Origin of the sequence: Haloarchaeobius iranensis, assembly GCF_900103505.1 — an archaeon.
Lineage (GTDB): Archaea > Halobacteriota > Halobacteria > Halobacteriales > Natrialbaceae > Haloarchaeobius > Haloarchaeobius iranensis.
The window spans coordinates 38,133-63,081 of record NZ_FNIA01000019.1 but is presented as its reverse complement, the minus strand read 5'-3'; the positions used below and the strand labels follow the sequence as shown (position 1 = coordinate 63,081).

Below are 24,949 nucleotides of genomic sequence, written 5' to 3'. Positions count from 1 at the left end.
CTGCGGAACGCAGGCGACCTGCGGAGCCTCGCCGCCGACAAGGGCTACGACGATATGGGTTTCCGCGAGGAGCTTCGCGCAGAAGGCGTTCGACCGCTGATCAAGCATCGCGTCTTCGCACCGTACGACCACGCGCACAACGCCCGGATCGACGATGACCTCTACAACCAGCGGTCGGTGTGTGAGACCGTGAATTCGGTGATTAAGCGCTCGTACGGCTCCGCCGTCCGAGCGCGAGCGTGGTATCGCCAGTTTCGTGAAATTGTGCTCGCCGCCGCAGTCTACAACGTCGAACAAGCCGTGAAACAGTGAATCCCGTCGCCCTCTGCGGATTCAATGAAGCCGGGGTGGACAGTTCGAGCTCGGTGTCGGACGCGAGCACATCCACGCGGTTGCCTCGTTGTTCTATCCAAACGCACCGAACGACGTAGCTCCGAAGGCATACAACGACCCCGATCCGAGCGGCGATCTCCCGCCGAGTCCGCTCGCGCCGCCAACGGTCTCTCGGGGTCTCTCCTGGCGATAGCGAGGCGTGCAGTCAACCAGTGCAAGCCGGAAACGCTGAACGTGGGACGGATCCCCCGATCAGGTTCACCGTGTCGTCGGGCGACTCGTTCAACGAGCGAAAGAGCACGTCCCCGTGGAGACTGTGCTGTGTGACCGAGAGTTCGATTCCCAGCGAGTCTACCAGACGTTATCGAATCGTGCAGTGAACTATCTTTCTCGTACTCGCTTGGTCATCTCGTTCAGGCTAGGCGAAATCGAGCATTTCGTGAGGAGATGGGTCCAAACCAGCGGGGAACCGTCCCGAAACTGACCCATCCTCCGAGGTTGTGGACCGACGTGACGACCCCGGTCGATATCGTGCTCCATGGTTTATTCTCGTGCGCGGTGAGACGGGCGGCAGCAAGGCCGGCTCCGGGACCGGTGGCACCCAGTTCGAACGTTCCCTGGAGCTGCTAACCACCGAAACGAGCGTGACTCTCGGCGGGTCCCTCCGAACAGCCCGCCGCTTCCGCCGACGAGAGCGTCCCTGTCCGCTTCCTACCTGACCTCTACCTGAACGCGACCGCGCGGTGGACTCGTTTTCCGTTCCCTACCGCCTCGGCGCTCGCCGGTGCGGGCCTCGAACACCCACGGTTCTCTCTGTCATCGGTGTCGACAGGAGCCCGGGCCTCTACCATGCCGGTATCGGGTGCTGGCTCGAAAACAGTCGCCTGGGGATGGCCTCCCCGCAAGCTTCGCTCGTCGTGCGGAGGGTCGCCGAAGCGCATGACCTGGCTACTGTCGCGGTGGGTTCCCTGCTGTCCGCAGCTCTGGTGCTTCCGAGCCCACCGCGTTGGACGCCCTCGACTGTCACGAGGGAGCTGGAGATCGCGCTACGGAGCGTCCCACTGGGTGTCGCTCCGCACTTGCCGTCCCGGCTTCTGCTGGCGGCGGCCGTGGAGCGAACGCATTCCGGGCCCGTGGCCGGTGGTGGTTCGTCTCGAGAACCCCTGCGCGCTCGTGCTTGGCTGTTTGGACCACTGGCGATGTGCGCGAGCGACTCGGTCGCGGACCATGCGGCCTCTCGGTGTTCCCCCGCGACCACCGCGTGCCCGGTCCGGACCCGGACCTGGTGCTGCTTCGTCATCCGGGTGAACCCTTTGCAGTACAGAGGATTCAGTAGTTGTGTTCACCAGCCACGTTCAGTAGATGTGTTCGTGGAGTTCATTCATTGTGTGGTGTTACTGCTGGGTTTCGGTAGCGGTGTTCTCTGTGTGTGTTCTTCCATTCAGACACTCGTATGCAGCGACGAATGGTGTTCGGTGTTCATTGCCGTTCTGTGCGTTCACCGGCCACTTCTCGAACGGACCCAGCTCGAGATGCGAGTTGCGTTCGTGGCGTGAGTCGAATACACCCAGGGAACACACCGACCCGACCACACCGTTCATCCCATTCATTCACCGTTTGTATTCATCAATTTTGTTCAGTAGTTGTGTTCATTCGGTGTGTTCAATGACTCCGTTCATTCGAACCAACAACGAACACGTCTGACGAACATTCAAGATGGCTGGGTGTGATGCTGCGAGCATGTTAGCGTACTCGACGTACAGCGAGGCCGGCGGGGTCGGCAAGACGACGACCGCCGCCAACCTGGCCGTGGCGCACGCCCGTGCCGGACTGAAGCCGCTCGTTATCCCCCTCGATCCGCAGGACGGCGACCTCTCCCGGCTCTTCGGTGTCGACGACCAGCGGACGGAGCCAGTCGACAACATCGTCCGCCACATGATCCGCCGCCCGAAGGGCGAGTTCGACGACCTCGTGCGGACCGTCGAGGGCGTCGACATCGTCCCCGAACACAACATGCTCTCGGACCTGGCGGAGTACCTCCAGCGTGAGAAGGACCAGGCCGAAGCGATGGGAGAGGCGTTCGGGATGCACGCCCAGTTGCTCCGCGTCCTACGCGAGGCGGGCGTGCCCGACGAGTACGACGTGCTCATCTGCGACCCGCCGGCGACCGAGGGACCACACCTCTACAACGCCATCCACGCCACCCGGTCGCTCGTCATCCCGGTGGAACCGAGTGCGAAGGGTCGCGCCGCGGTCGAGGGGCTCGAGTCCCTCGTCGCCGGTCTGGAGGACCAGCTGGAGGTCGACGTCGGGGTCCTCGGAGCCGTCCCGATCGGGTTCAAGAACACGCGTGACCAGCGAACCATCCTCGACGAGATTGAGTACCCGATCCCCGAGGTCATCGGGGAGCGCGCGTCGCTGATGGAGGGCTGCTGGATGCAGCAGTGCTCCGCCTACCAGTACGTCCGTGAACATCGTGACCGGCAGCGGGACTACGAAATCGAGACCCTGGCTCAGTTCGACCGTATCGCCCGCCATCTCGAACGGGAGGTCGGGCTCGAAGCGCCGAATCCGCCGGAACCCGGCGACGTCGAACACGAGGTGATGACCGCATGACGGGAATGAAAGAGGGCGCGGGGGAGGACCCCTTCGCGGAGGACACATCGACTGACGGCGATACGTCGTCCAGTCCGGCCCCAGAATCCACGGAGGAGTCTGGTGGGGATGGTTCCTCGTCGACGGCAGCCGCTAGCGCTGGTGGGCCGAGCCGTCGGACGATGCAGATACCGTACAAGTTCCGCCGCGACGGTGTCCAGGACGGCCGCGACCGAGTCCCGTTGTTCCTCAAGCCGGACACGAAGAGTGCGGAACGCGACGCACTCCGTGAGCTAGAGGAGCGGTTCGACGCGGACGTCTCGCTCACGGACCTCCGCGAGGCTCTGGTGATGGTCGGACTCGAGCACCTCGACGAGGTCGAGGGCGAACTGGAGGAGTGGGGCTACGGGATGACGTTCGAGGAGTAGCCGTTGAGGGGAGCCTCCGGATGGATGAACCTCATATCGCGATATGGAGGGGCCGAATCCGTGTATCGTCGGTTCCGGGGATGGTCTGACTCCGGGACGGGTTCCCGAACTTTCGGGGGACGCGAGCGATACGTCGCGCAGACAGATCTCGACTACGACACGCTCGAAACCGTCACCGATGAAGTCGGTGCTCAGGAGTGCGCAGACGGACAGAGCGACGCCGTGGGCTTCCCGCATCATTGCTTCGACCCGACTGCAGCGTGGTTCCGGACGGTCGGTAGCCTCAGTTCAGCAGCTCCACGTCGTAGCCCGCGTCCCGGAGGCTCTCGAGGATGCGCTCGGTCTGCCCGGTCCCGCTCGTCTGGACGTGGAACTGGAGGTAGGCGTCGCCGACGTCGAGCTCCTTCGCGGAGCGTTCGTGCTCGACGTCGTGGATGTTCGCGCCACAGTCGGCGATAAGTTCGGACACCCGGCTCATCTCGCCCGGCCGGTCGACGATGTGGACCTGGAGGTGCACGAGCTGGTTCCGGTGGGTGAGCCCGTGTGTCAGCACCGTCTGGAGGTCGGTCATGCTGAGGTTACCGCCACAGAGCAGCGGGACGACGACCTCGTCGCTCACGTCGAGTCTGTCGCTCCGGACCGCGGCGACTGAGGCCGCGCCGGCACCCTCGACCATCTGCTTCGCGCGTTCCAGCATAAAGAGCACGCTCTCGGCGATCTCGGTGTCGGTGACCGTGACGACCTCGTCGACGTACGCGTCGATGAGCTCGTACGTCAGCTCGGAGATGCCACCGGTTGCGATCCCGTCCGCGATGGTCTGCATGGAGTCGATGGTGACCGGCCCGCCCTTGTCGAGGCTCTCGGGGACGGTGGCGGCGGATTCGGCCTGCACGCCGACGATGCGCGTCTCGGGCGACCGGGCCGCGACAGCGGTCGCGATGCCGCCGATGAGGCCACCACCGCCGATGGGGACGACGACCGTGTCGGCGTCGGGCACCTGTTCGACGAGTTCGAGTCCGAGGGTGCCCTGTCCGGCGACGATATCGGGGTCGTCGTACGCGTGGACGAACACGCTGTCGTCGTCGACGAGGGTCTTCGCGTGGGCCATCGCGGCCTGGAAGTCCGCACCGTGAAGGACGACCTCCGCCCCGTACCCCTCGGTGGCGTCGATCTTCGCTTGCGGTGCGCCCTTGGGCATGACGATGGTCGCCTCGAGGCCGACCTTCGTCGCAGCGAGTGCGACGCCCTGAGCGTGGTTCCCCGCGCTGGCCGCGACGGCGCGCGTCGCATCGCTGTCCGAGGCGGCGACCTGCGTGAGCTTGTTGTACGCGCCGCGGGTCTTGAACGAGCCGGTACGCTGGAGGTGCTCCATCTTGAGCCGGACCTCGGCCTGAGTCTCGGCGGCGAGCGAACGGTTCGTCTCGATGGGTGTCTCGCGGACGACCGACTCGTCGTCCAGCCGGTCGCGTGCGTCTTCGATGTCTGCTACCGTGACCTGCATGGCGGTGACTGCTACAGACCAGCGGAGCGGCCGACATAAAACTACATACCCGGTTTGGGAACTCGGGTAGTGTCCCGGGAACGGTCCCGACGGCTGCTCGTCGAGCCTGCTGATTCGACCGACGAACCAGATTACACTTGTAGCGACCCGGCAAACAGCTCGCTATGCAACGGCGGACCTTCATCGCGAGCGCCGGGACGGTCGTCGGGGGGAGCACCCTGTCGGGCTGTCTCGGCGTTCTGGGCGGCGAGTCGAACCCGAACGTGGTTCTCGGCGACCCAGGCCGCCCGTTCGACAGCGCGGACGTGGCGTACCCGGCGTGGGGGGAGCAGCTGCCGGACGTCACGCTCCCCGCCCCGCTGGAGTCCCGTGAGCTGGAGCTCGGCTCCATCGCCAGACCCCGCCTCCTGACGTTCTTCTACAGCAACTGCCGGACGGTCTGTCCGGTACTCATCTCGGCCCTGCGGAACATCCAGACGCACGCGGCGGACAACGGGTACGCGGATGCGGTGGCGTTCCTGCCGGTCACGTTCGACCCGGAACGGGACACCGCCGACCGGTTGCAGACCTACGCAGAGGAGCGGAACGTCGCCACGGACGCGGGGAACTGGCACTTCCTGCGACCCGAGTCGGCGGAGCGCGCCAGGGTGGTCGTCGAGGAGGAGTTCGGCGTCGCGTTCCGGCGGACACACCCCGACGACATGGACGGGTACATGTTCACCCACACGTCCCTGACGCTGCTCGTGAACGCCGACGGCTACGTCGAGCGCGCCTATCGCGACCAGTCCCCGGACGTGAACGCTATCCTGGCGGACCTCGAACGAGTGCGACAGGCCTGACCGGACACCGGTCCCCCGCGCTCTGGAGGGTGGCGGACTCACCAGTGGATAGAGCTTGCGGGCGATGTGCTGACAGCGGGCTGGCGGTCGTCGCGGCGGATTCTGTCTCACCCGGCTGCTTCTCGGACTGTTCGGTAGCTCCCCGACCGACATGGAATCCGAGTACCGGCGCGCGCTGTCCGGGCTGTACTGGTCGTGGAGACCGCCACCAGTGGTGCCTAATCCAAAATTTAGCGCAGTGAAAAACGGCCTGTGGTTGAGCCCGGGAGAACCGACGCCTCGTGGAAACCGATGTTCGTTTCTCGAGAGGTGAAACCGACCCACTGCATATGTTTTAGACTAGTCTAATTCTCTGATTAGATGAGAACCATTATATGTTTTCGAGTGCAACCGTCGGGTGAGTATGAACGAAACGAATGGAATCTCCTCTCTCTCCCGCCGGCAGGCGCTCGCCGCCGGCTCCGGGGCGCTGTTGAGCGGTATCGCTGGCTGTTTCGGTGGCGTGAGCGCGGACGACAGTGACGGACCGACCGCCGTGGCATCCTTCTTCAGCTTCTACGACTTCGCACGGAAGATCGCCGACGGCACGAGCATCACGGTCGAGAACCTCGTGCCTGTCGGGATGCACGGCCACGGCTGGCAACCGAACGCACAGGTGACGCGGGACATCATCGAGGCCGAGGCGTTCATCCACGTCGGCCCGGGCTTCCAGCCGTGGGCGGACCGGGCTATCCAGACGCTGGAGGACGACGACGTCGACACGCAGCTGATCAACGTCCGTGAAGGGGTCGAACTGGTCGACCTCGCCGCGAGTCTCGACCGCGAGGAGGAGGGCGTCGGCGAGCAGCAGGGGAAGGACCCCCACTTCTGGCTCGACCCCCACCGCGCGAGGACCTCCGTCGAAAACATCACCGAAGGGCTCGTCGAACTCTCCCCTGACGAGGAGTCGACACTCCGTGAGAACGCCGAGACGTACAAGTCCGAGCGACTGGCCCAGATCGACGCGGAGTACGAGGCGATCTTCGACGCGGCCGAACGGGACGTCGTCCAGCTCGCCGCACACAACGCGTTCCAGTACATCGGCGTCCGGTACGGCGTCGAGATGCGGCCACTGGTGACGAACCTGGCGGCCAGCGGCGACGTGACTCCACAGGACATGCGCCAGGCCCAGGAGACCATCCGCGAGCACGACATCCGGTACATCGCGAACGGCGTGTTCGAGGCACGACGACCGGCCGTCCAGCTGATGGAGGAGACCGACGTCGAGGCCTACTTCCCGGTGACGCCGTACGCCGGCGTCCGGGAGGAGTGGGTCGAGGAGAACTGGGGGTACGAGGACATCGCCTACAAGATCAACATGCCGACCTTCGAGGTCGTCCTCGGAACGAAGAGCCCCGGGGAAGCTGGGCCCGAGGGCTGGGCGAACGAGTGGAGGAACTTCCAATGAGTTCGCAGCCCTCAGCGACCGCCGACGAGACTGCGGTCTCGGGCGCCCGAGAACCAGTCATCGAGCTTCGCGACGTGGCGTTCGGCTACACGGCGACGCCCGTCGTCGAGGATGTCTCGCTCTCGGTTCAGAACGGCGAGTACGTCGCTGTCGTCGGCCCGAACGGCTCCGGCAAGTCGACGCTCATGCAGCTGATGCTGGGACTGCTGGAACCGGACACCGGCGCGGCCAGGCTCTTCGGCGAACCCGCCCACAGCTTCGACGACGGCGGGCGGCTCGGCTACGTCGCCCAGCACGCCAGCGCGTCCAAGGAGATGCCCATCACGGTCCGCGAAGTGGTGAAGATGGGCCGGTTCCCGCACGTGGGGTTCGGCCGACTCTCCAGCCGAGACTGGGCGATCGTGGACGATGCGCTGGATACGGTCGGGATGTCGGCCTTCGCCGGCCGTCGGATCACGCAGCTCTCGGGCGGCCAGCGCCAGCGAGCGTTCATCGCGCGCGCGCTCGCCAGCGAAGCGGAGCTCCTCGTCCTGGACGAGCCGACCGTCGGGGTCGACGTCGAATCCGTCCAGGCGTTCTACGGGCTGCTCGAGTCCCTGAACGAGCGGGGCATCACCGTGCTGCTCATCGAGCACGACCTCGGTGCGGTCACGGACAACGCCGACCGCGTCGTCTGTCTCAATCGGGAGGTGTACTTCGACGGCCCGACCGCGGAGTTCGTCGAGAGCGACGCGCTGGCCCACGCCTTCGGGACGGCTGCCAACTTCCTGGGTGGTTCGGAATGACCGGCGTACTTGCACCGGTCCTCCTCCAGTCGCAGTCGAACGAGACGCTCGACACCCTCCTCGGACCGATGTACTGGCTCCTCGAACAGTGGGCCGGGCTGCTGGGCTGGGTCGCACGGGAGGCGGGCATCGGGATGTTGAGCTACGGCTTCATGCAACGGGGCATCCTCGTCGGGCTCTGTATCGGTGTCATGGCCCCGCTCATCGGCACTTTCCTCGTGCACAGACAGCTGGCGCTCATCGGGGACGCACTCGCCCACACCGCATTCGCCGGCGTCGCCGTCGGGCTGTTCCTGAACGCGGTCATCGACCTCGGGGTGACGCCGTACCTGACGGCGGTCGTCGTGGCGATGATCGCAGCGCTGTTCATCGAACTCATCTCGGAGGTGACCGACGCCTACAACGACGTCTCGATGGCCATCGTGCTCTCGACGGGGTTCGCACTCGGGACGACGCTCATCACGATCAACGCCGGTGGCATGACCGTCAGCGTCGAACAGTACCTGTTCGGGAACCTCTCCACGGTGACCTCCCAGAGCGCCGCCATCCTCCTCGTGCTGTTCGGCATCATCGTCGGGATGGTCGCGCTGACGCGCAATCAGCTCCTCTACGTCACCTTCGACGAGACGGCAGCACGGGTGTCGGGCATCCCGGTGAACTGGTACAACCGAATCATGGTGATGCTGACCGCGCTCGTGGTCGTCGGCGCGATGCAGATCATGGGTGTCATCCTCGTCGCGGCTATGCTCGTGGTGCCCGTCGCCGGAGCGTCACAGGTCGCGCGGAGCTTCAACGAGTCCCTGCTCGTCTCCATCGTCCTCGCCGAGCTCTCCGTCCTCCTCGGCATCGCGATCTCCTACCAGATCGGCGCGACGGCGGGCGGTGTCATCGTCCTCTGTGGAGTCGGTATCTACACGGTCGCGGTCGCGTTCGGGAAGCTCAAGACGAAGTACGGGGACCAGGAGGTGCCGGAGATGGGGAGCATCGACGTCACCGACGACGACACGACCGCCACGGTGTGGACCGACGAGGCCGACGGCCGGGACGCCGCGACGGACGACTGAGCATCCGAGCCTCGGTCCGCCAGCGCTGCTGTTGGCCGGCGATACAGACCCCCGTGCTCGCCATCAGCCCCTACAGCTTCCGCAATCGCTGGAACGACACCGTACGCGACGGCCCTCGAAGACGTGCACGGGGGATGGACGAACGGGTTCTCGGCGACCACTACTGGGACGGTGGCAAGCAGGTCTCCGAGCGTAGCGACGGATGAGGCGGAATATCGGCGGTCGCCGTCCCGTTTCGCCTCGGTATCCGTATCGGGAGTACGAGCGAGGGTCCTGTCTCCTCTGGAGGGCTCTCAGTCCCCGCCCGACGCGGGCACCCACTCCTCCAGCACGTAGCCGTCGAACTGGGTCTCGGCGACCAGCTCCCACTCGTCACCGTCGAACTCGGGGAAGTGTGCGTCGCCCTCGAACTCGCCCTCGATACGACTGAGGAGCATCCGGTCGTACTCCGACAGGAACGCCTCGTAGATGGCGCTCCCCCCGAGGACGTACAGGACCGGTGCCCCCTGCTCGCTGGCGATGGATACCGCCTGACGGACGCCCCCGGCGTGCGTGACCGATGGGTCGGCGTACTCACGGTCACTCCGGCTGAGGACGAGCTGGTGTGCGCCGGGCGGGTCGTCGAACATCTCGAACGTCCTGCGCCCGATGACGACGACGTCGTCGGCGACGCGCTCCCTGTAGCGGCGGACCTCGGCCGGTAGACTCCAGGGGAGTGTCGGCCCGTCCCCGATGACACCGTTCTCGCTGACAGCCGCGACCGCGATGACGTCCATACGCTCGGTTTCTGGCTCCAAGGAGTAAGCCCCATCGCTCGCGGACGAACGGGACGGCTGATTCTCACGGCGAGGGAGTCAGCTATCGGGGTTAAGCGCACAGCCGACGTTTATGTACCTATGAACTCCACACTCCGGACCTACGGTGCTGGAATCGGCCTCCCGCTCGGCGCGGGCATCGGCGGAACTGCCGCCGTAGTGACGGGGCAGTCCGGCGAGCTCGCACTCCTCGCGGGCTACGGGGTCTCGGGCGGCCTGCTCGCCGGGGCGTTCGTCGGCCAGTTCGCCGAGAACTACAGCGGCGCGGGCGACTGGGCCAGCCGGGTCTTCGGCGTCGCCGTGCTGGTCAGCCTGCTCGTCGGCACCGCGCTCGGCCTGCTGGCCGCCTGGTCGCTCGACGCCGCGTTCGCGAACGGTGCTGCAGCCGGTGCGTCAGCAGGGGTCTCGCTCGGTGTCCTGCTCGGCGGCATCCTCCTGACCTCCGCCCGGAGCGGCGAGCGGTCGGGTCGGGAACGCCCAGACAGCGCCGAGCAGTGAGCCCCGACCGCCACGCAGGCTCGCCGAACAACAAAAACCTGACACTTTACACTACACGAGCTTTCAAGCTCTGAAACGGAGGGGCGCCGATTATAAGTCTGCCGTCAGTTGGTCGGTGTATGAATGCCATCGATGCGACGAACGTGTCGAAACACTACGGGTCGACCACGGCGCTCGACCGCGTCGACCTCACGGTCGAGGAGGGCGAGACGTTCGGCTTCCTCGGCCCGAACGGGGCCGGGAAATCGACGTTCATCAACATCCTGCTGGACTTCGCGAAACCGAGCGACGGCCAGGTAGAAATCTTCGGCACGGACTGCCAGCGCGACGGCGTCGACGCGCGCGAACGAGTCGGCGTGCTCCCGGAGGGCTACTCGGTCATCGAACGCCTAACAGGGCGACAACATATCGAGTACGCGATCCGGTCGAAGGACGCCCACGACACGAACCCGCTCGACATCCTCGACCGGGTGGGTATCCGCGACGCAGCGGGCCGCAAAGCGAGTGGCTACTCGAAGGGGATGGCACAGCGACTCGTCCTCGGGATGGCACTCGTCGGCGAGCCGGACCTCCTGCTGCTCGACGAGCCGAGCACCGGACTCGACCCCAACGGTGCGGCGGAGATGCGCCGGATACTGCGCGAGGAGAACGAGCGCGGGGCGACCATCTTCTTCTCCTCGCACATCCTAGAGCAGGTCGAGGCCGTCTGTGACCGCGTCGGAATCCTCCAGAACGGCGAACTCGTCGCCGTCGACACCATCGAGGGGCTGCGGGAGTCCATGGGTGGCGGCACGAAGTTGGTGCTCACGCTGGACGAGCTCCGCGACAGCACGCTCGCGGAGATCGAAACCATCGATGGCGTCGAGACAGTCGCCTCGGTGGGCGACTCGACCATCGAGGTGACATGTACGAACGACGCGAAGATGGACATCGTCGTGGCTCTCCACCAGGCCGGCATCGAGGTGATGAACTTCAAGACCGAGGAGGCGTCGCTCGAGGACATGTTCATCGAGTACACCGGGTCCAGAGGCCGATGAGCTGGCAACTCATCGCCCGGCAGGATGTCTCCGACACCGCGACCCAGCGGTCGACGAGAGTCCTGCTCGCGCTGGTGGCCATGGCGACGCTGCTGGCCGGATACATCTACCCGCTCACGGTCCCCGAAGAAGCAGCCACCACGACCGCGACGTTCAGCACGTACGCGGTGGGCTGGCTCACGACGCTCGTCCCCCTGGTCGGCGTCCTGCTCGGGTACGGCTCCGTCGTCAGCGAGCGCGAGTCCGGCTCGCTCCTGCTGTCGCTTTCGCTCCCAATCAGCCGTGAGGACGTCCTGCTCGGCAAGTACGTCTCACGAACGGGGCTGCTTGCAGCCACCATCGTCGGGTCGCTGGCCATCGCGGGGTGGCTCGTCGTCTACCCGTTCGGGACGCTCGACCTGCTCCCGTACCTCGGCTTCGTCGTGTTGACGGCGCTCTTCGGCGCTATCTGGACCGGCATCGGAATCGCCGTCTCGCTCCTCGTCTCCACGAAGCGCCGCGCACTCGTCCTCGGGGTGACGGTGTTCTTCCTGCTCGTCATCGTCTGGGACACCGTCGTGCAGGCCCTTTCGCTCGCCCTCGAAGAACTCGGAATCACGGACGGTGAACTGCCGGACCCGCTCCAGTTCGTGGCCGGACTGGAGCCCGGGCGACTCTTCCGGCGCATCACGGAGGGGTTCATCGACCCGAACGCGGCCGTCGACGGCGCGTGGTATCTCAGTGAGTGGATCGCGCTCGTACTGTTCGTCGTCTGGCTCGTCGGGCCACTCGGACTCGCCTATCTCCGGTTCTCGGGGGTGGACCTCTCATGACGTGGCGTGACATCGCCCACAAGGACATCAACGACGCGGGCCGCTCCAAGAGCATCTGGCTCCTCGTCGGCATCCTGCTGGCGCTCTCGCTGGGGTACGCCTACGCGCACCAGTATCTCGGGGAGGAGACGTTCGCCGGCTTCGTCAACGGACTGGCCGGCGTCATCGCGCTGGTCCTCCCGCTGCTCGCGATCATGCTCGGCTACAAGGCCGTCGTCCACGAACGGACCAGCGGAAGCCTCCTGCTCACCCTGTCGCTCCCCCACAACCGTCGCGACCTGGCCGTCGGCACGTTCGTCGGTCGAGCGGTCGTGCTGCTCGTCCCCACCCTCGTCGCCCTCGTGCTCGCCGGTGGACTCGGCGCGATACTGTACGGGACCGAGGGCGTCGCGCGGTACCCCTGGTTCCTGTTCGCGACCGCGCTGTTCGGCCTCTCCTTCGTCGGCATCGCGGTCGGGCTCTCGATGTCGACCACCCGGGACCGCTGGATCACCTTCGGCGCACTCGGAGGATACCTGCTCCTCGTCAACTTCTGGGGACTCCTCCACACGGTGACGCTGCTCATCCTGCACCGCTTCGACACCTCCGTGCTGCTGCCACAGAACCTGCCCGAGTGGTCGTACCTCTACCGGCTCCTCGAACCGGGCCAGGCGTACTACCGGCTGGTGGAGCTGGGGTTCGACGGCCAGCGCGCCAGCCTGTACCTCCGCGAGAGCGCACCGTTCTACGTCGACTGGTGGATGGCGGGCCTGCTGCTGGTGCTCTGGGCGGGCATCCCCATGCTCGTCGGGTATCGACGGTTCGTCGCGGGGGACCTGTAGGGCGCGCGACGCCCAGCCCGTGCCCCAGTACCGGTTGAATCGGTAACAACAGGTCGTCCCGTTCTGAGTACGGGTGTCGGGCCCGAACTGATATAGTCACAGCGTAACAAGGTGACGGTAATTGGCACAAATGTCAGATAGCCAGACTCCCGTGCTCGCGATACCGCCACGGGAGACAGCCGGTGTTGTCGCGGATATTCTGGCTGGTGCAGGCGCCCCCGTCGTCCGAGTCCCGAACGAGACCAGACTGGACGCGACGGCGGTCCTCGCACGGCTTCGACAAGGTGAGTTCCGCGGGCTTGTCTGTGCCCAGCCCCGTGTCCACGATATCGTCCAGACGGTCGAGACGGTCCGAATCCGGTATCCCGAGCTCCCGGTCATCGTGCTCGTCGATGGGCCGGAATCGGCGGCTACCGTTCTCGAAGCCGGAGCGACGGTGGCCGTTCGGACTGACTCCGAACCCGACCAGTGGCAGCGAATCCTGCGTCAGATGGTCGACACCGAACTCGGTGGGAGCACAGCAACGAGTAGCGAGTCCACGGAGGCTGACACGCAATCGACCATCGACGATGACGTCCAACGACTCCACGAGGTCGCGTCCGCTCTCGACGAACGGCGGACCGAGTGGTCGGTGAGCGAGCTCGCGGTCGAGGGGGCATCAGAGCTGTTCCAGTTCGATGCCTGCGTCGTCGCCGAGGCACGAAACGACGAGTTCACCCCGTTGGCCGCGACGGCGGCGGCTCCGACACCGGGGCGGTCTCGGCTCCGGCTCGACGAGGGTATCGCAGGTGAGACGTATCGGACCGGAGAGCCCGTCCTGACGGGAGACGTTGCTGAATCAGCCGTTGCCGCCGGCGGTTGCCTCCCGTACCGGTCGGTACTCTCGCTTCCACTCGGCGATATCGGGGTGTTCCAGCTGCTCTCCGAGCGCGTCGGCGCCTACGACCAGCGTGACCTCGACTTCGGTGAGCTCCTGGTCGCCCATGTCGCTCACGCCTACGGCCGAGTTCGGTACGAGCGGGAACTCACGAAGGAGCGGGACAGGGCGACGGAACTGTTCCAGAACGTCCCCGACCCGGCCGTGAGGTACGTCTTCGAGGACGGGACGCCGCGTATCGACGCTGTGAACTCCGCGTTCGTGCGACACTTCGGCTACGAGCCGTCAGTAGCAGTCGGTGAGCGCACGCTCGACCTGCTCGTCCCGACGGACCAGCGTTCGGAGGCCGTCGAACTGTACGACGCGATCATGGACGGGGAGCACACGGACAGGGAGGTCGAGCGCCGAACGACGGAGGGAACGGCTCCGTTCCTGCTCCGGAGCGTTCCTGTCTCCAGCGAGGACGGCTCCAGGATGGGCTACATCATCTACACCGACATCGGGGAACTCGTCGAGCGCGAGCAGGCCCTCGAACGACAGAACGAACAGCTGGACACGTTCGCGTCGATGGTCAGTCACGACCTCAGGAACCCGCTCTCCTCCGCGATGGGCTACCTGGAACTGGCACGCGAGAGCGGCGACGGGTCGCACCTCGACATCGTCGAGGAGGAACACGACAGGATGCTCTCCATGATAGACGACCTGCTGACGCTTGCCCGACATGGAGACAGCATCGGGTCGGTCGAGCCACTCGACCTCGAGACTGCCGCCCAAGACGCCTGGGAGACCGTCGACACCGAGGATGCTCGGCTCGGAGCCGGTGCCCTGCCGCGTGTCGAGGGTGACCCCGAACGCGTCCAGCAGGTGTTCGAGAACCTGTTCCGGAACGCCGTAGAGCACGGCGGCGGCGACGTGACGGTCACGGTCGACACGCTCGCGGACGGGAGCGGCTTCTACGTCGCCGACGACGGCCCCGGGGTTCCGGCCTCGATAGCGGATGACATCTTCGAGATGGGGATGACCACTGCAGGTGGCTCGGGTGGGACCGCGTCGGACTCGCCATCGTCCGGGAGGTCACGGAGGGACACGGCTGGACCGTCTCGCTGACCGAAAACGAGGCCGGCGGCGCACGGTTCGAGTTCGAGGTCCGCGGCGACGAAGCGCGAGGCGACCCGGTGAACGAAGCCGTGCCGACCGACGGGAGCGAGGTGAGCGACCCGTGAGCGAGCAGCCGGTCGCCGGATCGTCGACCGACGATGTCGAGCTGGTGACCGTCGAGATCGCCGACGGAACCATCCACGCGGTCGACCGGATGGACAACGCGGTGGACGTCGAGACGACCGGGTGGGACGAAATCGATCCACGGCTCGGCTTGCGAACACAGCAGGACGCGGTCGTCGGTGGACGGGTCTCCGAGCTGTCGGTACAGGCGCAGTATCCGACGCTGACTCGACTGGACGAGGCGGAGGGTGAGTCCGTAGAGCAGGTCGATATCTGTGATAGCTGCGTCTTGGACAGTGGCCAGTTCGAACTGGGTGTCGACACACCGGTCCAGACCGTCGTCAGGTTCGCCGGCCCCGCGACTGTCGAGCGGACCGAGTCCGACGACATCGTGCTCTCGTTCGACCAGCCGAGCCCCGTCTCCATCGGGTTCGCGAGCATGCTGCGGTATCCGCGCCACACGGTCACGGTCCCCCGGACGAACGAGGGACTGGCAACGGCGATGTCGCAGTTCCCAGCAGCGCTGAAGACCACCAGCCCGATGCGCTCGACCACCGACGGCCGGCAGCACCCGCCAGCCATCGAGTTCGGCGAGACGCTGGACATTCCGGACGCAGTGCGTGAACTCGTCCCAGATTCGGACTTCGTCCTCAAAATCCCGGACCGGCGAGACCTCCTCTTCCAGAGCGCACCACTGGCGTACTACCTCGGTGCGAGCGTCACTGTCCACGACGGTTCCCCGGTACTGGCGGCTACGGACGGGAGCTTCGAGTACCGGTTCGATGGACCGCCGCGGTTCCAGTACGAGGCGATGGCACTGCTCAGACGCGTCTACCTGCTCGACAACGTCCTCTGGAACGGAACGGAGGGGGACGAGTCCCTGCGCGAGCGGCACGTGATCGAAGCGCTCGGACTGGACGAGGACCGGCTTCTGGAGGCCAGTCTCCCGGAGCGTCTCCGGACCTACATGGCAGCGCCGTTCGATCGCGTCAGTTCGACGTTGCCGGAGTGGCACACCGTGAGCTACGTCGAGCCGACGTTCGAGAACGCGAAGGCGCTCCCCGGCCTCATGCGCTACCTCTCAGCCGTCTTCGACCCCGACACCTACCCGACCGGCGGGGCCGCCTCGATTCCAGCCGAGTTCCACGATACCGTGCCCGACAGGCTGCTCGAAGCGTCCTGTCACGGGAGTGCCGTGGTCTGGCTCGCCGACGCACCCAGACCGGACGCCAGGCCGTTCGTCGCCTGCCCCAGGACCTTCACGAGCGCGCCGCGGTACCTGGACCGCGACGAGGGTGCGGATGCCGTCGTGGTGGCCTGCAACGACACGTCCCGCCGGGCCGAGGCGACCGCACTGGCCGACCGGTACCGGACGTACACGCCCGACACCGTGGCGATCCACGAGCACACCGAACTGTCACGGGCGGAACTGAGCGACCTCTTCGAACGTGGGGCCGACTTCCTGCACTTCGTCGGCGACGTGACCGACGGGTTCGACTGTCGCGACGGACGACTCGCCCCGGAAGACCTCCCGGACTCGAACATCCGGCTCGTGTTTCTGGACGGTGCCCGAACCGCGGACACGACGACTGCCTGTATCGAGCGGGGGAGTATGGGCGGGTTCGCGGTCGAAGGGGACAGCCTGCTCGCCGAGGAGACCCGGGAGTGCGTCACTGGACTGCTCGTCAGGGGGTTCACTGCCGAGCAGGCGGTCAGATACGCAGTCGCGCACACGGACACCGACGCCTCGCTGGTCGCGGTGGGTGACGGGTTCCAGCAGCTCGTCAGGACCATGTCGCTGTGGTGTACGCAGATGACTGTCGAGCCCCTCGGTCCGAACCGGTTCGCACTGAACCTCTACCCCTACATCCCGGAGGCCGGTTTCATATGGCGGCCGGAACACGTCGACCGGCCACCACAGCTGTGTGCGAAGCCGTTCGAGCTCACGGTCTCGGGGCCGGAACTCACGAGACTCATCGAGACGGAGAACCTGGTCCCGATATACGACGGGCACGTCTACTGGCGTCCGGAGAGTGATTTCTTCAACCCGCTCGTCTGATAGCTCCTCCCACGCGGTTCGAGCCCGACACTGTACCGCGGTCCGAACGGTCGGGTGCTCGTTGGAGTCAGCGGCAGTCCGGCTGCAGTCTGACCGTCACGGTTTCACCGTGCTGGAACTCCAGGTCGCCGCCCTCGTCGAGGAGTCGCAGGAACACGTCCCCATCACCCGCGTCGACGACCCGTGTCCGGACCCGTCGTCCCCCTCCCTCGCTGGCGTCGGCCAGATGGCGCTCGATGCGGTCCAGCCTCGACTCGATGTCGGACAGGCTCGCGGTCGGGAGCGGCTCGGAACCGGAGTCGGTCGCCGCCGGGCGAGTGCCGCCGGCATCGGCCGAGTCCTGCGTCCCGTCCTGCGGGGGCACTGCTGTGTCGCCGTGTGCGATTCGCGTCCTGAGGTCCGAGACGTCCACCCCCTCGTCGGCCGGTGTCACTTCCTGCGGGGCGACCGGTACCGTCCCTTCGTCCGCTACGGAGACCCTGGCCGGGTTACCGCTCGCGTACTGGCGGCTCCGAAGCTCACGGGCGACGTGCTCGTTCACCCACGGCGGTGCGACCCAGGTGCCGTCCTCGTACAACGTGTACTCGTCGGGGTCGGTCGTCGCCCAGACGAAGCTGTCGTAGCGGTCCTTGTACCGCGAGAGCCCCTCGCCAGTTTGGTGGGTGACGACGACCTGCTTCGGGGCCATCGTCTCGACCAGTTCGTCGACCGTCGCCTCGGCCGGGTGGTTGCTGTATCGGAACCGCTCGACGGTGCAACGAGCGGACTCGAGGGGTCTGACGCTGCCGCTGGTGAGCTGGACGAGCGTCGCACCGGGGTCGTCCTCGACGACCTGGAAGAGGCGGGCCGCACTGCCCTCGACGGGCACCTCGGGGCCGGCGACGGTGACGGCCCCCGGCTCGACCAGCGTTGCTGGGTCCTGGAACGTCGGGACCGTCGTGACGGCCTCGTGGGCGAGCCCGAGGGTCTCGTACAGCTTCGCCGCGTGGCCGACCAGGGTGACAGGTGGCACGTCGACGGGTTCGCCGAGCCCGGCGAGCAGGGCGGCGAGGTGGACACCCGAGAGGCCGCTAGCGGTGACCAGCACGGACGACCCGGCTCGGCTCCGGGCGACGATCCGCTCGATTGCGTCGGTCAGCGTGGCTTCGAAGCCGTCGTTCGTGGCTCCAGTCAGGACGACTGCATCTGGAGAGAGCGACGACGGCAGACCAGGAAATCCCGCGACGGACCGACGCGTCCAGTCGCCGGTGGTCAACAGCGTCCGCGTCTGGGACGAGTCTTCGAACCGCAGGAGGAACCCGGCTGCGCCTGGGGCGTGCCCTGCGGGGACCGGACGGAGGTCGAGCGAGCCCATCACGGTCGTCCAGTCGGAAACCGGCGTGAGCGCGTCGAGGACGGCATCCACGTTCGAGACGTCGAAGTTCGTCCGCGCCTCGCCGAGCACCTCGCCGAGCATCGCCGCCGTCGGCTCGGCGGCGTAGACCGGTGCGCCGTCACGGAGGTTCTCGCCCAGCGTGGCGTAGTGGTCCAGGTGCGCGTGGGTGAGGAGGACCGCCGTCAGGTACTCGTCTTCGTCGAGGAGGTCGTCCACGTCGACACCCTCCCCCGCGTCGACGAGGACGCAGGCGGTCTGGTCGGTGACGCCACCGTGGAGCCGGAGCAGGACCGACTCGGCACCCCTGTGGGGGGTGGCGTGCTGGAAGCTCAGTTCCATTCGAGTGGAAGCGCCTACGGCCTCCAAGATTAAAATCCTGTCCGAACCGGGGTTAAAATATACACAATGGGAATCACCAATCAGAAATACATTGCCTGTCCGAGATGTCTGCTGACATCGGCGCGCCCGGAGAGAGCTGCGAGACGGGGGCCGAGGCGACCCGGTGGGATGCCGTCGACCCTCGTCGACTACGTCGGGACGACAACTAAGTGACGGGACACGGAAACGTGCGATAACGACATGGTCCCCGACCTCCCCTCCCTCAGTAGACGACGGCTTCTCGGCAGTGTCGCCGGGCTGGCGACGCTCGGCGCGGGCACTACCGCCGCTGTGGGCGTGACCGAGCCGACAGCGTTGCCCGATAGGCTCACCGACGCCGCGACGAGACACTACCCGACACCGCCCGAGGTGACCGCCCACTGGCGACCGACGGTGACCGAGGACCACGCCGGGTTCGCGGTCGAACTGCTCGCACGAACCGTCGAGCAGTCCGAACCACGCTGGGAGCGCCTCGACCGAGACAGGCCATTCACCGGGGCAGGGGGCTGGCTCGAAGACGCCCGTCAGGACCTCCGCTCGGGGAAGACACACGACGCCCTCTGGAAGGCGACCTACGGCCTCCAGTTCGCCGGCGAGTACCTCGGGGAGGCCCGCTGGGCGCTCGGGGAGGTGACGCTGGACGAGCTGGCCGAGCGAGGGGAGGCGTTGCGGGACCGGGTCGACGCCGTTGTCGCCACCCTCGACCCGTATCGCGTCTCAGACCCGGCGACCGACCTCGCGTGGTACCTGCAGATCGAGCAGGAAGCCCTGCGGGCCGACCAGCGGACCGAGTGGTGGGCGGCGGACGAGGACGGCTCCGCCGACGAACGGAACCCGGACGACGTCGAGGCGACCGGCGTCGGTGAGGCGACAGCGAAACTGCTCCAGGCCGAGGTCAACGTCGAGAGCGCGGAACGGTTCCAGCGGCACCTCGCGGACCGCCTCGGGAGCGACGCCCGGCCGCACGCTGGGGCGTTGCAGTCGGCCAGGGCCGAGTTCCAGCTCGCGCTCTCGGAGGTTCCGTCCGAGGACGAGGTCCTTGCCCGGTTCGGCCTCGGCGACGGTGAACAGACCGGTCCGTACGCCCTCTCCCACCGTCGGCTCGCTGACTGGTGTTTCCCGACCGCGGCCCCGGCTCCGTGGACCACGGCCGTCGACGAGGAGCTACGTGTCGCGACCGTGGTCGCCCTCTCGCAGGGTGTCGCCCGCGTGCGTGCCCACCGCTTCGCCGTCGACGAACTCGTCGTGGACGAGGGCGATTCCGGGTTCGACTCGGGGCACGTGCTCGCGGAGAAGCGTCGGGCGCGGTCGGTGTATCGGTCGGTCGTCGGCGCCGACCCGCCCCCGCTGCTGACGCGCCAGGCGGGGCGGGCCGTCGAGGATCTCCAGGTGGCGACCGTCGACGAGGACGCGGGGTCGGACTGGGAGATCTGGCGGGCGCGACTGCAGGCGTACCTGTACGCGCTGGTCGGACGCGCCAAGCTTCGGGAGTACCCGGCAGTCTACCGGACGGTCGTCGAACGGGAGTGACGCGCCGCCGAATCGAGGGCGAGCAATACCCTCAGTCGGTTCCCTCTGCAGCACCGGTCGCACGCGAGGCCGCGGTGCCGGCGTCCAGCCCGACCGCCCGGGCCCAGAGCACGAGCAGACTCGGGAGGACGAACACGCTCGCGACGAACGAGAGCAGCAGTGCGAGCCCGACCATCAGCCCCATCTGCCTGAGGCCCGGGAACGTGGCGAGCGAGAGCGTCGCGAACGCGCCGACGGTCGTCCCGGTGCTCCCGAGCAGCGCACCACCGGTGCCGACGACGGTCGTCTCCAGCGCCTGGAAGGGGTCGGCGACCGCCCCGAACTCCTGTGCGAACCGCTCGGTGACGTGGATGCTGTAGTCGACGCCGAGTCCGATGGCGAGGCTTATCATCAGTGCGGTGAACATCGTCAGCGGGACCGAGAGCAGCCACATCCCCGCGAGAACCCAGGTCACGACGAGTGCGACCGGGAGCACGGTCACCACACCGAGCGACGCCCGACCCTCGGTCAGCCGGTAGATGCCGGCAAGCAGCGCCACGATGGCGACCAGAGAGACCACGAGCGTCGCGAAGATGTTGCTCGTCAGGCGGTCGCCCTGCACCTCCCTGATGACGCTGTCACCGGTGGCCGTCGCCGAGAGGTCGGCGGCCTCGTCGATTGGTTCCGCACCCCCGTACATCGTCGCGGCGACGTCCCTGTCGTCGGACGACTGGCGCATCGGGACCACCACGCGGACCGAGCGGTAGCCGTCCTGGTCGCGTTCGACGACGGTAGACGCCTGATCGGGGGCCGACCCGAAGAGGGCATCGTACACACGCTCGAGATGCCGGTCGGGGACACCGTCGCCGTTCGTGTCGGCCGCGCGGTAGACCGACGCGAACGAGTCGTCACGGGCGGCCACACGGTCCATCACTGTCAGCGGCGTACGGATCGGCACCGAGCCGTCGGCGCGTCGGTAGGCTGCCTCCGAGTCGGAGAGACGGGCCGTGGCGGTGTCGATGCGTTCCAGGGTCTCCGGGTCGGTCACCTCACCCTCGACGAGAATCTGGGCCGGCGAGTAGTCCGCTCCGGTGGCCCGATAGTTGCTCCGGACGTAGCTGTTGCGCTCGAGGAAGGGGTACTCCTCGATGCCGACGGGGTCGGGGAGGTCCTGTTTCCAGTCGGCCGGCTCGTCCGGGTAGGTTCCCAACTCGCGGTCCAGTTCCGTCGAGGCGTACGCGCCACTGGCCCCCGCGACGACCGCGACGAGCACCACGCCGACGGCGCTGATGCGGGCCGCCGTGACACCGGCCGTCAGGAACCGCGTGAGCCGCCCGCCGGCGGCCCCGATCGGCGGGATGTTCCGGTCACCGAGGAGCCGGTCGAGCAGCGCGTCGAGTTCGACCTTCAACGCCGGAACGATGGTGACGAAGACGATCAGGGCGGCGACCACCCCGAGCGCCGTCGCGAGCGTCAACTGGCGGATTGACCCGAGGGAGTTCGTCAGGTTCGCGAGGAAGCCGATTGCGGTCGTGAGCGTCACCAGCGCGAGCGCCACGCCGACGCCACGGAGGCCGCGTCTCATCGACGACCGGACCCCGAGGTCGGGGGATGCCGCCCGCTCCTCGCGGTACCGCATGAAGACGTGGATGCCGTAGTCGATGCTCAGCCCGATCAGGAGGATGGGAGCGACGATACCAGCCGAGCCGAAGGGCACGCCAAGCCACCCGATGAGTCCGAACATCCAGACGAGGGTGAGCAGGACCCCGGTCATGCCCACCAGGAGGTCGGGGAGGTCCCGGTAGGCGAACGCCAGGGTGAGGAGGATGAGCAGGAGCGCGAGCGGGCCGATGAGCTCGAGGTTGTCGACGACGGTGCGTTTGCCGAAGTCCTCGGTCGCGGGCCCGGTCAGCATGAAGTACTCGCGGTCCCCGCCGTCCGACTCGCTCAGGGCCGCGCGGTGGAGGACGGCCTCGGGCTCGGTACCTGCGTCGGACCGCGCGTCCGCGGCGAAGTGGACGACGACTCTGGTCGACTCGGCGCTGGCGGTCCGTGGCTCGTAGGACGCAGGCATCAGCGACAGGCCATCGCTGTCCGAGGCGAGCGTGGCGCGGACCGCGGACCGGACCTCGGTCGCGTCGGCGGACCGAAGCGCTGTCAGCCGTCGTTCGGCGCTCGCGGACGGGTCGCCGGCGAGACGCGCCCCCACGAGTCCGGCGACGCTGGTCGTCCCCCGACCGTCGGCCAGGGACCGCGCCACGGAGGCGTTGCTGGCGATGCGCTGCTCGTACTCCAACACGTCCACGAGCGCGCCCTTGGAGAGGACGTTCCCGTCGGTGTCTCGGACGTAGACGCTGACGGTCTCCACGTCCGAGTCACCGGTGTCGTACTGTTCGCTGATGTAGTCGAGTTTCTCCTGAGCAGGGGCGTCGCTGGCGAGCTGTTGGTCGGGCGGTGCCTCGATCATCGTCGCGCCGGCCCCCGCCACGACCGTCAGCAGTAGCATCACTGCGATGGTGATGCGGCTGTGGTCCGTGACGAAGCCGACGACGAACTGGAGCGGGTTCCGTCGCACGGGTGTTCAGGGGAGCGGTTGCGCCGCCGACAGGACAGCGGCGAGCGGTTCGGTGGCGGTAAACCGGCCGTCGCAGGTCGCGCCACTGTTGGCAGCCGACACGGCTCCGTGGTGGGCGACGCTCATCGCTCCGGTTCGGCGGTGGCGCGTCGCGGCCGACACTCGATACTGGTGACCATCCCGAGGAGACCGGTTCGAGCGTTCTCGACCTGAAGCCCGGCTTCCTCGACGACGGCCAGTGGCTCCTGGGTCCAGCGACAGCCGGCCTTCTCGTAGTGGGCGTCCGCCCGCCACCGCTGGTAGCGGGCGAGCGGGCCGAAGTCGCTCAGGCCGTGCTCGACGAGCAGGATTCGACCGTCGGGTTCGCAGACCCGCTCCATCTCCCGGAGCGCCGCCACGGGGTCGGGAAACGTACAGGTCGAGAGGGCCGACACGACCGTGTCGAAGCTGTCGTCGTCGAACGAGAGCGACGCCGCGTCCATCCGCTGGAGGTCGCCGTCGACCGGCAGGCCCGCCAGCGTCTCGCGCGCTTTCGAGAGCATCTCGGGACTGATGTCGACCGCGACGAGGTCGACGTGCTCCGGCAGGTACCTGAAGTTCGTCCCGGTGCCGCAGGCGACATCGAGGACCCGTCCCTCGGCATCGGCGAACTGACGCCTGCGGTAGCGGCCGGTGACCGCCCGGCCGACGACGGCGAACCGTTCGAAGGCGTCGGCGTACTCGGCGTACGCAGCCTGGATCTCACGCAGGGACATCGGTCTCTCAGTGTCGGACGTGGTGTGCTTCGTGTCGGTGCCGGGGGTCGAGCTGTGCTCGCGCTCTCGGTCGGTGGACCGGCTGGGTATCGACTCGCTCATGGTCGAGAACAGTGAGCCGACCACCCTTAACAATTATCGAACTATTGATATATTACCAGAGCCGTTTCAAAACGCCAGTTGAGTACACGAGCTCCCAGCAGGACCGGTACGAGGGATATTCGAAGCTCCGGCGGGGGTATTTCAGTCCTGCGTAAACGGAGCTTTTGAAAGATGGATTACCGTTTCGAGCCGAATCCGGTCATCTGCGTCGCACGCGTTCGGTCCCGGTGACGGTGGCCTCCTCGTCGACCGTACACCGCAGCAGGTCCCCCCCGATGGTGAACTCCACCTGGTACTCCGGGGGCTCCGTCGACACCCGCTCGGATGTCCACTTCCCCGCCGTGAGGTACTCGTGGAACTCCCAGAGTCCCATCGAGGTCACGTCGATACCGTGGTCCCAGTGGAACGAGACCGAGGCTGGATGGTACGCGATGCCGTACGTGAGCAGTGCGTTGTAGAACCGGAGGCACTCGCTGCAGTGGTCGAATACGAAGAAGGGGTCAGCCTCGAACGGCAGCATGGACTCGAAACTGCGTATCTCCGTCGACAGACTGCCGGTACACTCCGGACAGGTCCCCCGGCGGACGAGTCCGTAGTCCGTCGCCTGTTTCCGCTTGACCGACCGTATCAGGCCCTCCTCGTCGTGCGTCCGGACCTGGGTGGGGGTGACCTGGTAGTTCGACACCGCCTGACCGCACTCGGTGCACGTGACCAGGAGGAACTGGTGGTGGAGGCGGGCCTCGAGCGACTCGGCCTCGCAGAACGGGCAGGTGCCCGCCGTCCCGATGGGCTCGAAGGACGCGGGTCGCTCGTAGTTCCGAGCGAGGACGAACCGGGTCAGCCGTTCACCGACGTGCGTGAAGGAGTAGCCGTCCTCGCTCTTCCTGAGGAACACGCCGTCCAGTTCGCCGAGGTGGTACGAGAGTTTCGACGTGTTGTCGACGGCGACGCGTTCGTAGATCTCGGAGAACGACAACTGGACGGGGCCTTCCGGAAACTCCTCGTACTCCTCCTGGGCCTCCGCGACGGCACAGAGGATGTCGAGTCGTGTCTCGTCCGACAGCAGACGGAACACTGTCGGCGCCCTGCGGTCCGCGCTCATCGGAAACGACTACCGCATCTC

The 24,949-nt window shown here is 66.8% G+C and carries 20 protein-coding genes and 2 pseudogenes; 16 read left to right on the top strand and 6 right to left on the bottom strand.

The window, feature by feature from the left end:
• From BLT27_RS14740 to BLT27_RS14725, 5 genes and pseudogenes are all read left to right on the top strand, one after another.
• Positions 1 to 312, top strand: a 312-nt coding sequence (locus BLT27_RS14740; protein ID WP_139172352.1) for a transposase, incomplete at its 5' end; no start/stop codon positions are given.
• A 34-nt stretch (positions 313 to 346) separates the two neighbouring features.
• Positions 347 to 526: pseudogene (locus BLT27_RS20230) on the top strand (hypothetical protein); the annotation flags it as partial.
• Positions 527 to 568: 42 nt separating this feature from the next.
• A pseudogene (locus BLT27_RS20590) lies at positions 569 to 751 on the top strand (transposase); the annotation flags it as partial.
• A gap of 1,322 nt (positions 752 to 2,073) precedes the next feature.
• Entirely contained in the window at positions 2,074 to 2,949 is an 876-nt protein-coding gene (locus BLT27_RS14730) for a ParA family protein (protein ID WP_089735226.1), read from the top strand.
• Positions 2,946 to 3,356 carry a DUF7970 domain-containing protein gene (locus BLT27_RS14725; RefSeq protein WP_089735224.1) on the top strand — a complete coding sequence of 137 codons (411 nt, stop codon included), beginning with the start codon at positions 2,946 to 2,948 and terminating at the stop codon, positions 3,354 to 3,356. Before BLT27_RS14730 ends, BLT27_RS14725 begins: the two co-directional genes overlap by 4 nt.
• 283 nt (positions 3,357 to 3,639) lie before the next feature.
• Here the strand turns inward: BLT27_RS14725 and ilvA are convergent, their stop codons facing one another.
• A complete protein-coding gene (gene ilvA / locus BLT27_RS14720) occupies positions 3,640 to 4,857 on the bottom strand; it encodes a threonine ammonia-lyase (RefSeq protein WP_089735222.1) in 1,218 nt (405 codons plus the stop codon).
• Between the two features lie 164 nt (positions 4,858 to 5,021).
• On the opposite strand from ilvA, the gene BLT27_RS14715 reads away from it, so the two are divergent.
• The 4 genes from BLT27_RS14715 to BLT27_RS14700 all read left to right on the top strand — a co-directional run bounded on the left by BLT27_RS14715 (position 5,022) and on the right by BLT27_RS14700 (position 8,992).
• On the top strand, positions 5,022 to 5,696 hold the full coding sequence (locus tag BLT27_RS14715; RefSeq protein WP_089735220.1) for an SCO family protein: 675 nt from the start codon (positions 5,022 to 5,024) through the stop codon (positions 5,694 to 5,696).
• Between the two features lie 403 nt (positions 5,697 to 6,099).
• Positions 6,100 to 7,143 (top strand): metal ABC transporter substrate-binding protein, encoded by a 1,044-nt coding sequence (locus BLT27_RS14710; RefSeq protein WP_089735218.1) that lies wholly within the window; start codon positions 6,100 to 6,102, stop codon positions 7,141 to 7,143.
• Positions 7,140 to 7,928: a metal ABC transporter ATP-binding protein gene (locus BLT27_RS14705; RefSeq protein ID WP_089735216.1), complete on the top strand. Its 789-nt coding sequence runs from the start codon at positions 7,140 to 7,142 to the stop codon at positions 7,926 to 7,928. The genes BLT27_RS14710 and BLT27_RS14705 overlap by 4 nt, the downstream gene beginning before the upstream one ends.
• Positions 7,925 to 8,992, top strand: a complete 1,068-nt coding sequence (locus BLT27_RS14700) for a metal ABC transporter permease (RefSeq protein ID WP_089735214.1) — start codon at positions 7,925 to 7,927, stop codon at positions 8,990 to 8,992. The genes BLT27_RS14705 and BLT27_RS14700 overlap by 4 nt, the downstream gene beginning before the upstream one ends.
• 293 nt (positions 8,993 to 9,285) lie before the next feature.
• Here BLT27_RS14700 and BLT27_RS14695 read toward each other — a convergent pair whose 3' ends face one another.
• Positions 9,286 to 9,768, bottom strand: coding sequence for a dihydrofolate reductase (locus tag BLT27_RS14695; RefSeq protein ID WP_089735212.1), 483 nt, complete (start codon positions 9,766 to 9,768; stop codon positions 9,286 to 9,288).
• Positions 9,769 to 9,888: 120 nt separating this feature from the next.
• On the opposite strand from BLT27_RS14695, the gene BLT27_RS14690 reads away from it, so the two are divergent.
• The 6 genes from BLT27_RS14690 to BLT27_RS14665 all read left to right on the top strand — a co-directional run bounded on the left by BLT27_RS14690 (position 9,889) and on the right by BLT27_RS14665 (position 17,132).
• Positions 9,889 to 10,305, top strand: coding sequence for a hypothetical protein (locus BLT27_RS14690; protein ID WP_089735210.1), 417 nt, complete (start codon positions 9,889 to 9,891; stop codon positions 10,303 to 10,305).
• 119 nt (positions 10,306 to 10,424) lie between these two features.
• On the top strand, positions 10,425 to 11,342 hold the full coding sequence (locus tag BLT27_RS14685) for an ABC transporter ATP-binding protein (protein ID WP_089735207.1): 918 nt from the start codon (positions 10,425 to 10,427) through the stop codon (positions 11,340 to 11,342).
• Positions 11,339 to 12,154: an ABC transporter permease gene (locus BLT27_RS14680; protein ID WP_089735205.1), complete on the top strand. Its 816-nt coding sequence runs from the start codon at positions 11,339 to 11,341 to the stop codon at positions 12,152 to 12,154. Before BLT27_RS14685 ends, BLT27_RS14680 begins: the two co-directional genes overlap by 4 nt.
• On the top strand, positions 12,151 to 12,975 hold the full coding sequence (locus tag BLT27_RS14675; protein ID WP_089735203.1) for an ABC transporter permease: 825 nt from the start codon (positions 12,151 to 12,153) through the stop codon (positions 12,973 to 12,975). The genes BLT27_RS14680 and BLT27_RS14675 overlap by 4 nt, the downstream gene beginning before the upstream one ends.
• Positions 12,976 to 13,105: 130 nt before the next feature.
• On the top strand, positions 13,106 to 14,959 hold the full coding sequence (locus BLT27_RS14670) for a sensor histidine kinase (protein ID WP_089735201.1): 1,854 nt from the start codon (positions 13,106 to 13,108) through the stop codon (positions 14,957 to 14,959).
• Positions 14,960 to 15,071: 112 nt separating this feature from the next.
• Complete coding sequence (locus BLT27_RS14665; RefSeq protein ID WP_089735199.1) at positions 15,072 to 17,132, top strand: hypothetical protein; 2,061 nt, start codon at positions 15,072 to 15,074, stop codon at positions 17,130 to 17,132.
• Between the two features lie 67 nt (positions 17,133 to 17,199).
• On the opposite strand, the gene BLT27_RS14660 is transcribed toward BLT27_RS14665, so the two are convergent.
• Complete coding sequence (locus BLT27_RS14660) at positions 17,200 to 18,846, bottom strand: MBL fold metallo-hydrolase (RefSeq protein ID WP_089735197.1); 1,647 nt, start codon at positions 18,844 to 18,846, stop codon at positions 17,200 to 17,202.
• 240 nt (positions 18,847 to 19,086) lie between these two features.
• Between BLT27_RS14660 and BLT27_RS14655 the strand changes: the two genes are divergently transcribed.
• Positions 19,087 to 20,415, top strand: a complete 1,329-nt coding sequence (locus tag BLT27_RS14655; protein ID WP_089735195.1) for a hypothetical protein — start codon at positions 19,087 to 19,089, stop codon at positions 20,413 to 20,415.
• A 31-nt stretch (positions 20,416 to 20,446) separates the two neighbouring features.
• Here BLT27_RS14655 and BLT27_RS14650 read toward each other — a convergent pair whose 3' ends face one another.
• The 3 genes from BLT27_RS14650 to BLT27_RS14640 form a co-directional block, all read right to left on the bottom strand.
• Positions 20,447 to 22,969 carry an efflux RND transporter permease subunit gene (locus BLT27_RS14650; RefSeq protein ID WP_089735193.1) on the bottom strand — a complete coding sequence of 841 codons (2,523 nt, stop codon included), beginning with the start codon at positions 22,967 to 22,969 and terminating at the stop codon, positions 20,447 to 20,449.
• A gap of 122 nt (positions 22,970 to 23,091) precedes the next feature.
• Complete coding sequence (locus BLT27_RS14645; RefSeq protein WP_245707781.1) at positions 23,092 to 23,826, bottom strand: class I SAM-dependent methyltransferase; 735 nt, start codon at positions 23,824 to 23,826, stop codon at positions 23,092 to 23,094.
• 199 nt (positions 23,827 to 24,025) lie between these two features.
• Positions 24,026 to 24,928 (bottom strand): ArsR/SmtB family transcription factor, encoded by a 903-nt coding sequence (locus BLT27_RS14640; protein WP_089735191.1) that lies wholly within the window; start codon positions 24,926 to 24,928, stop codon positions 24,026 to 24,028.
• Positions 24,929 to 24,949 lie beyond the last annotated feature (21 nt).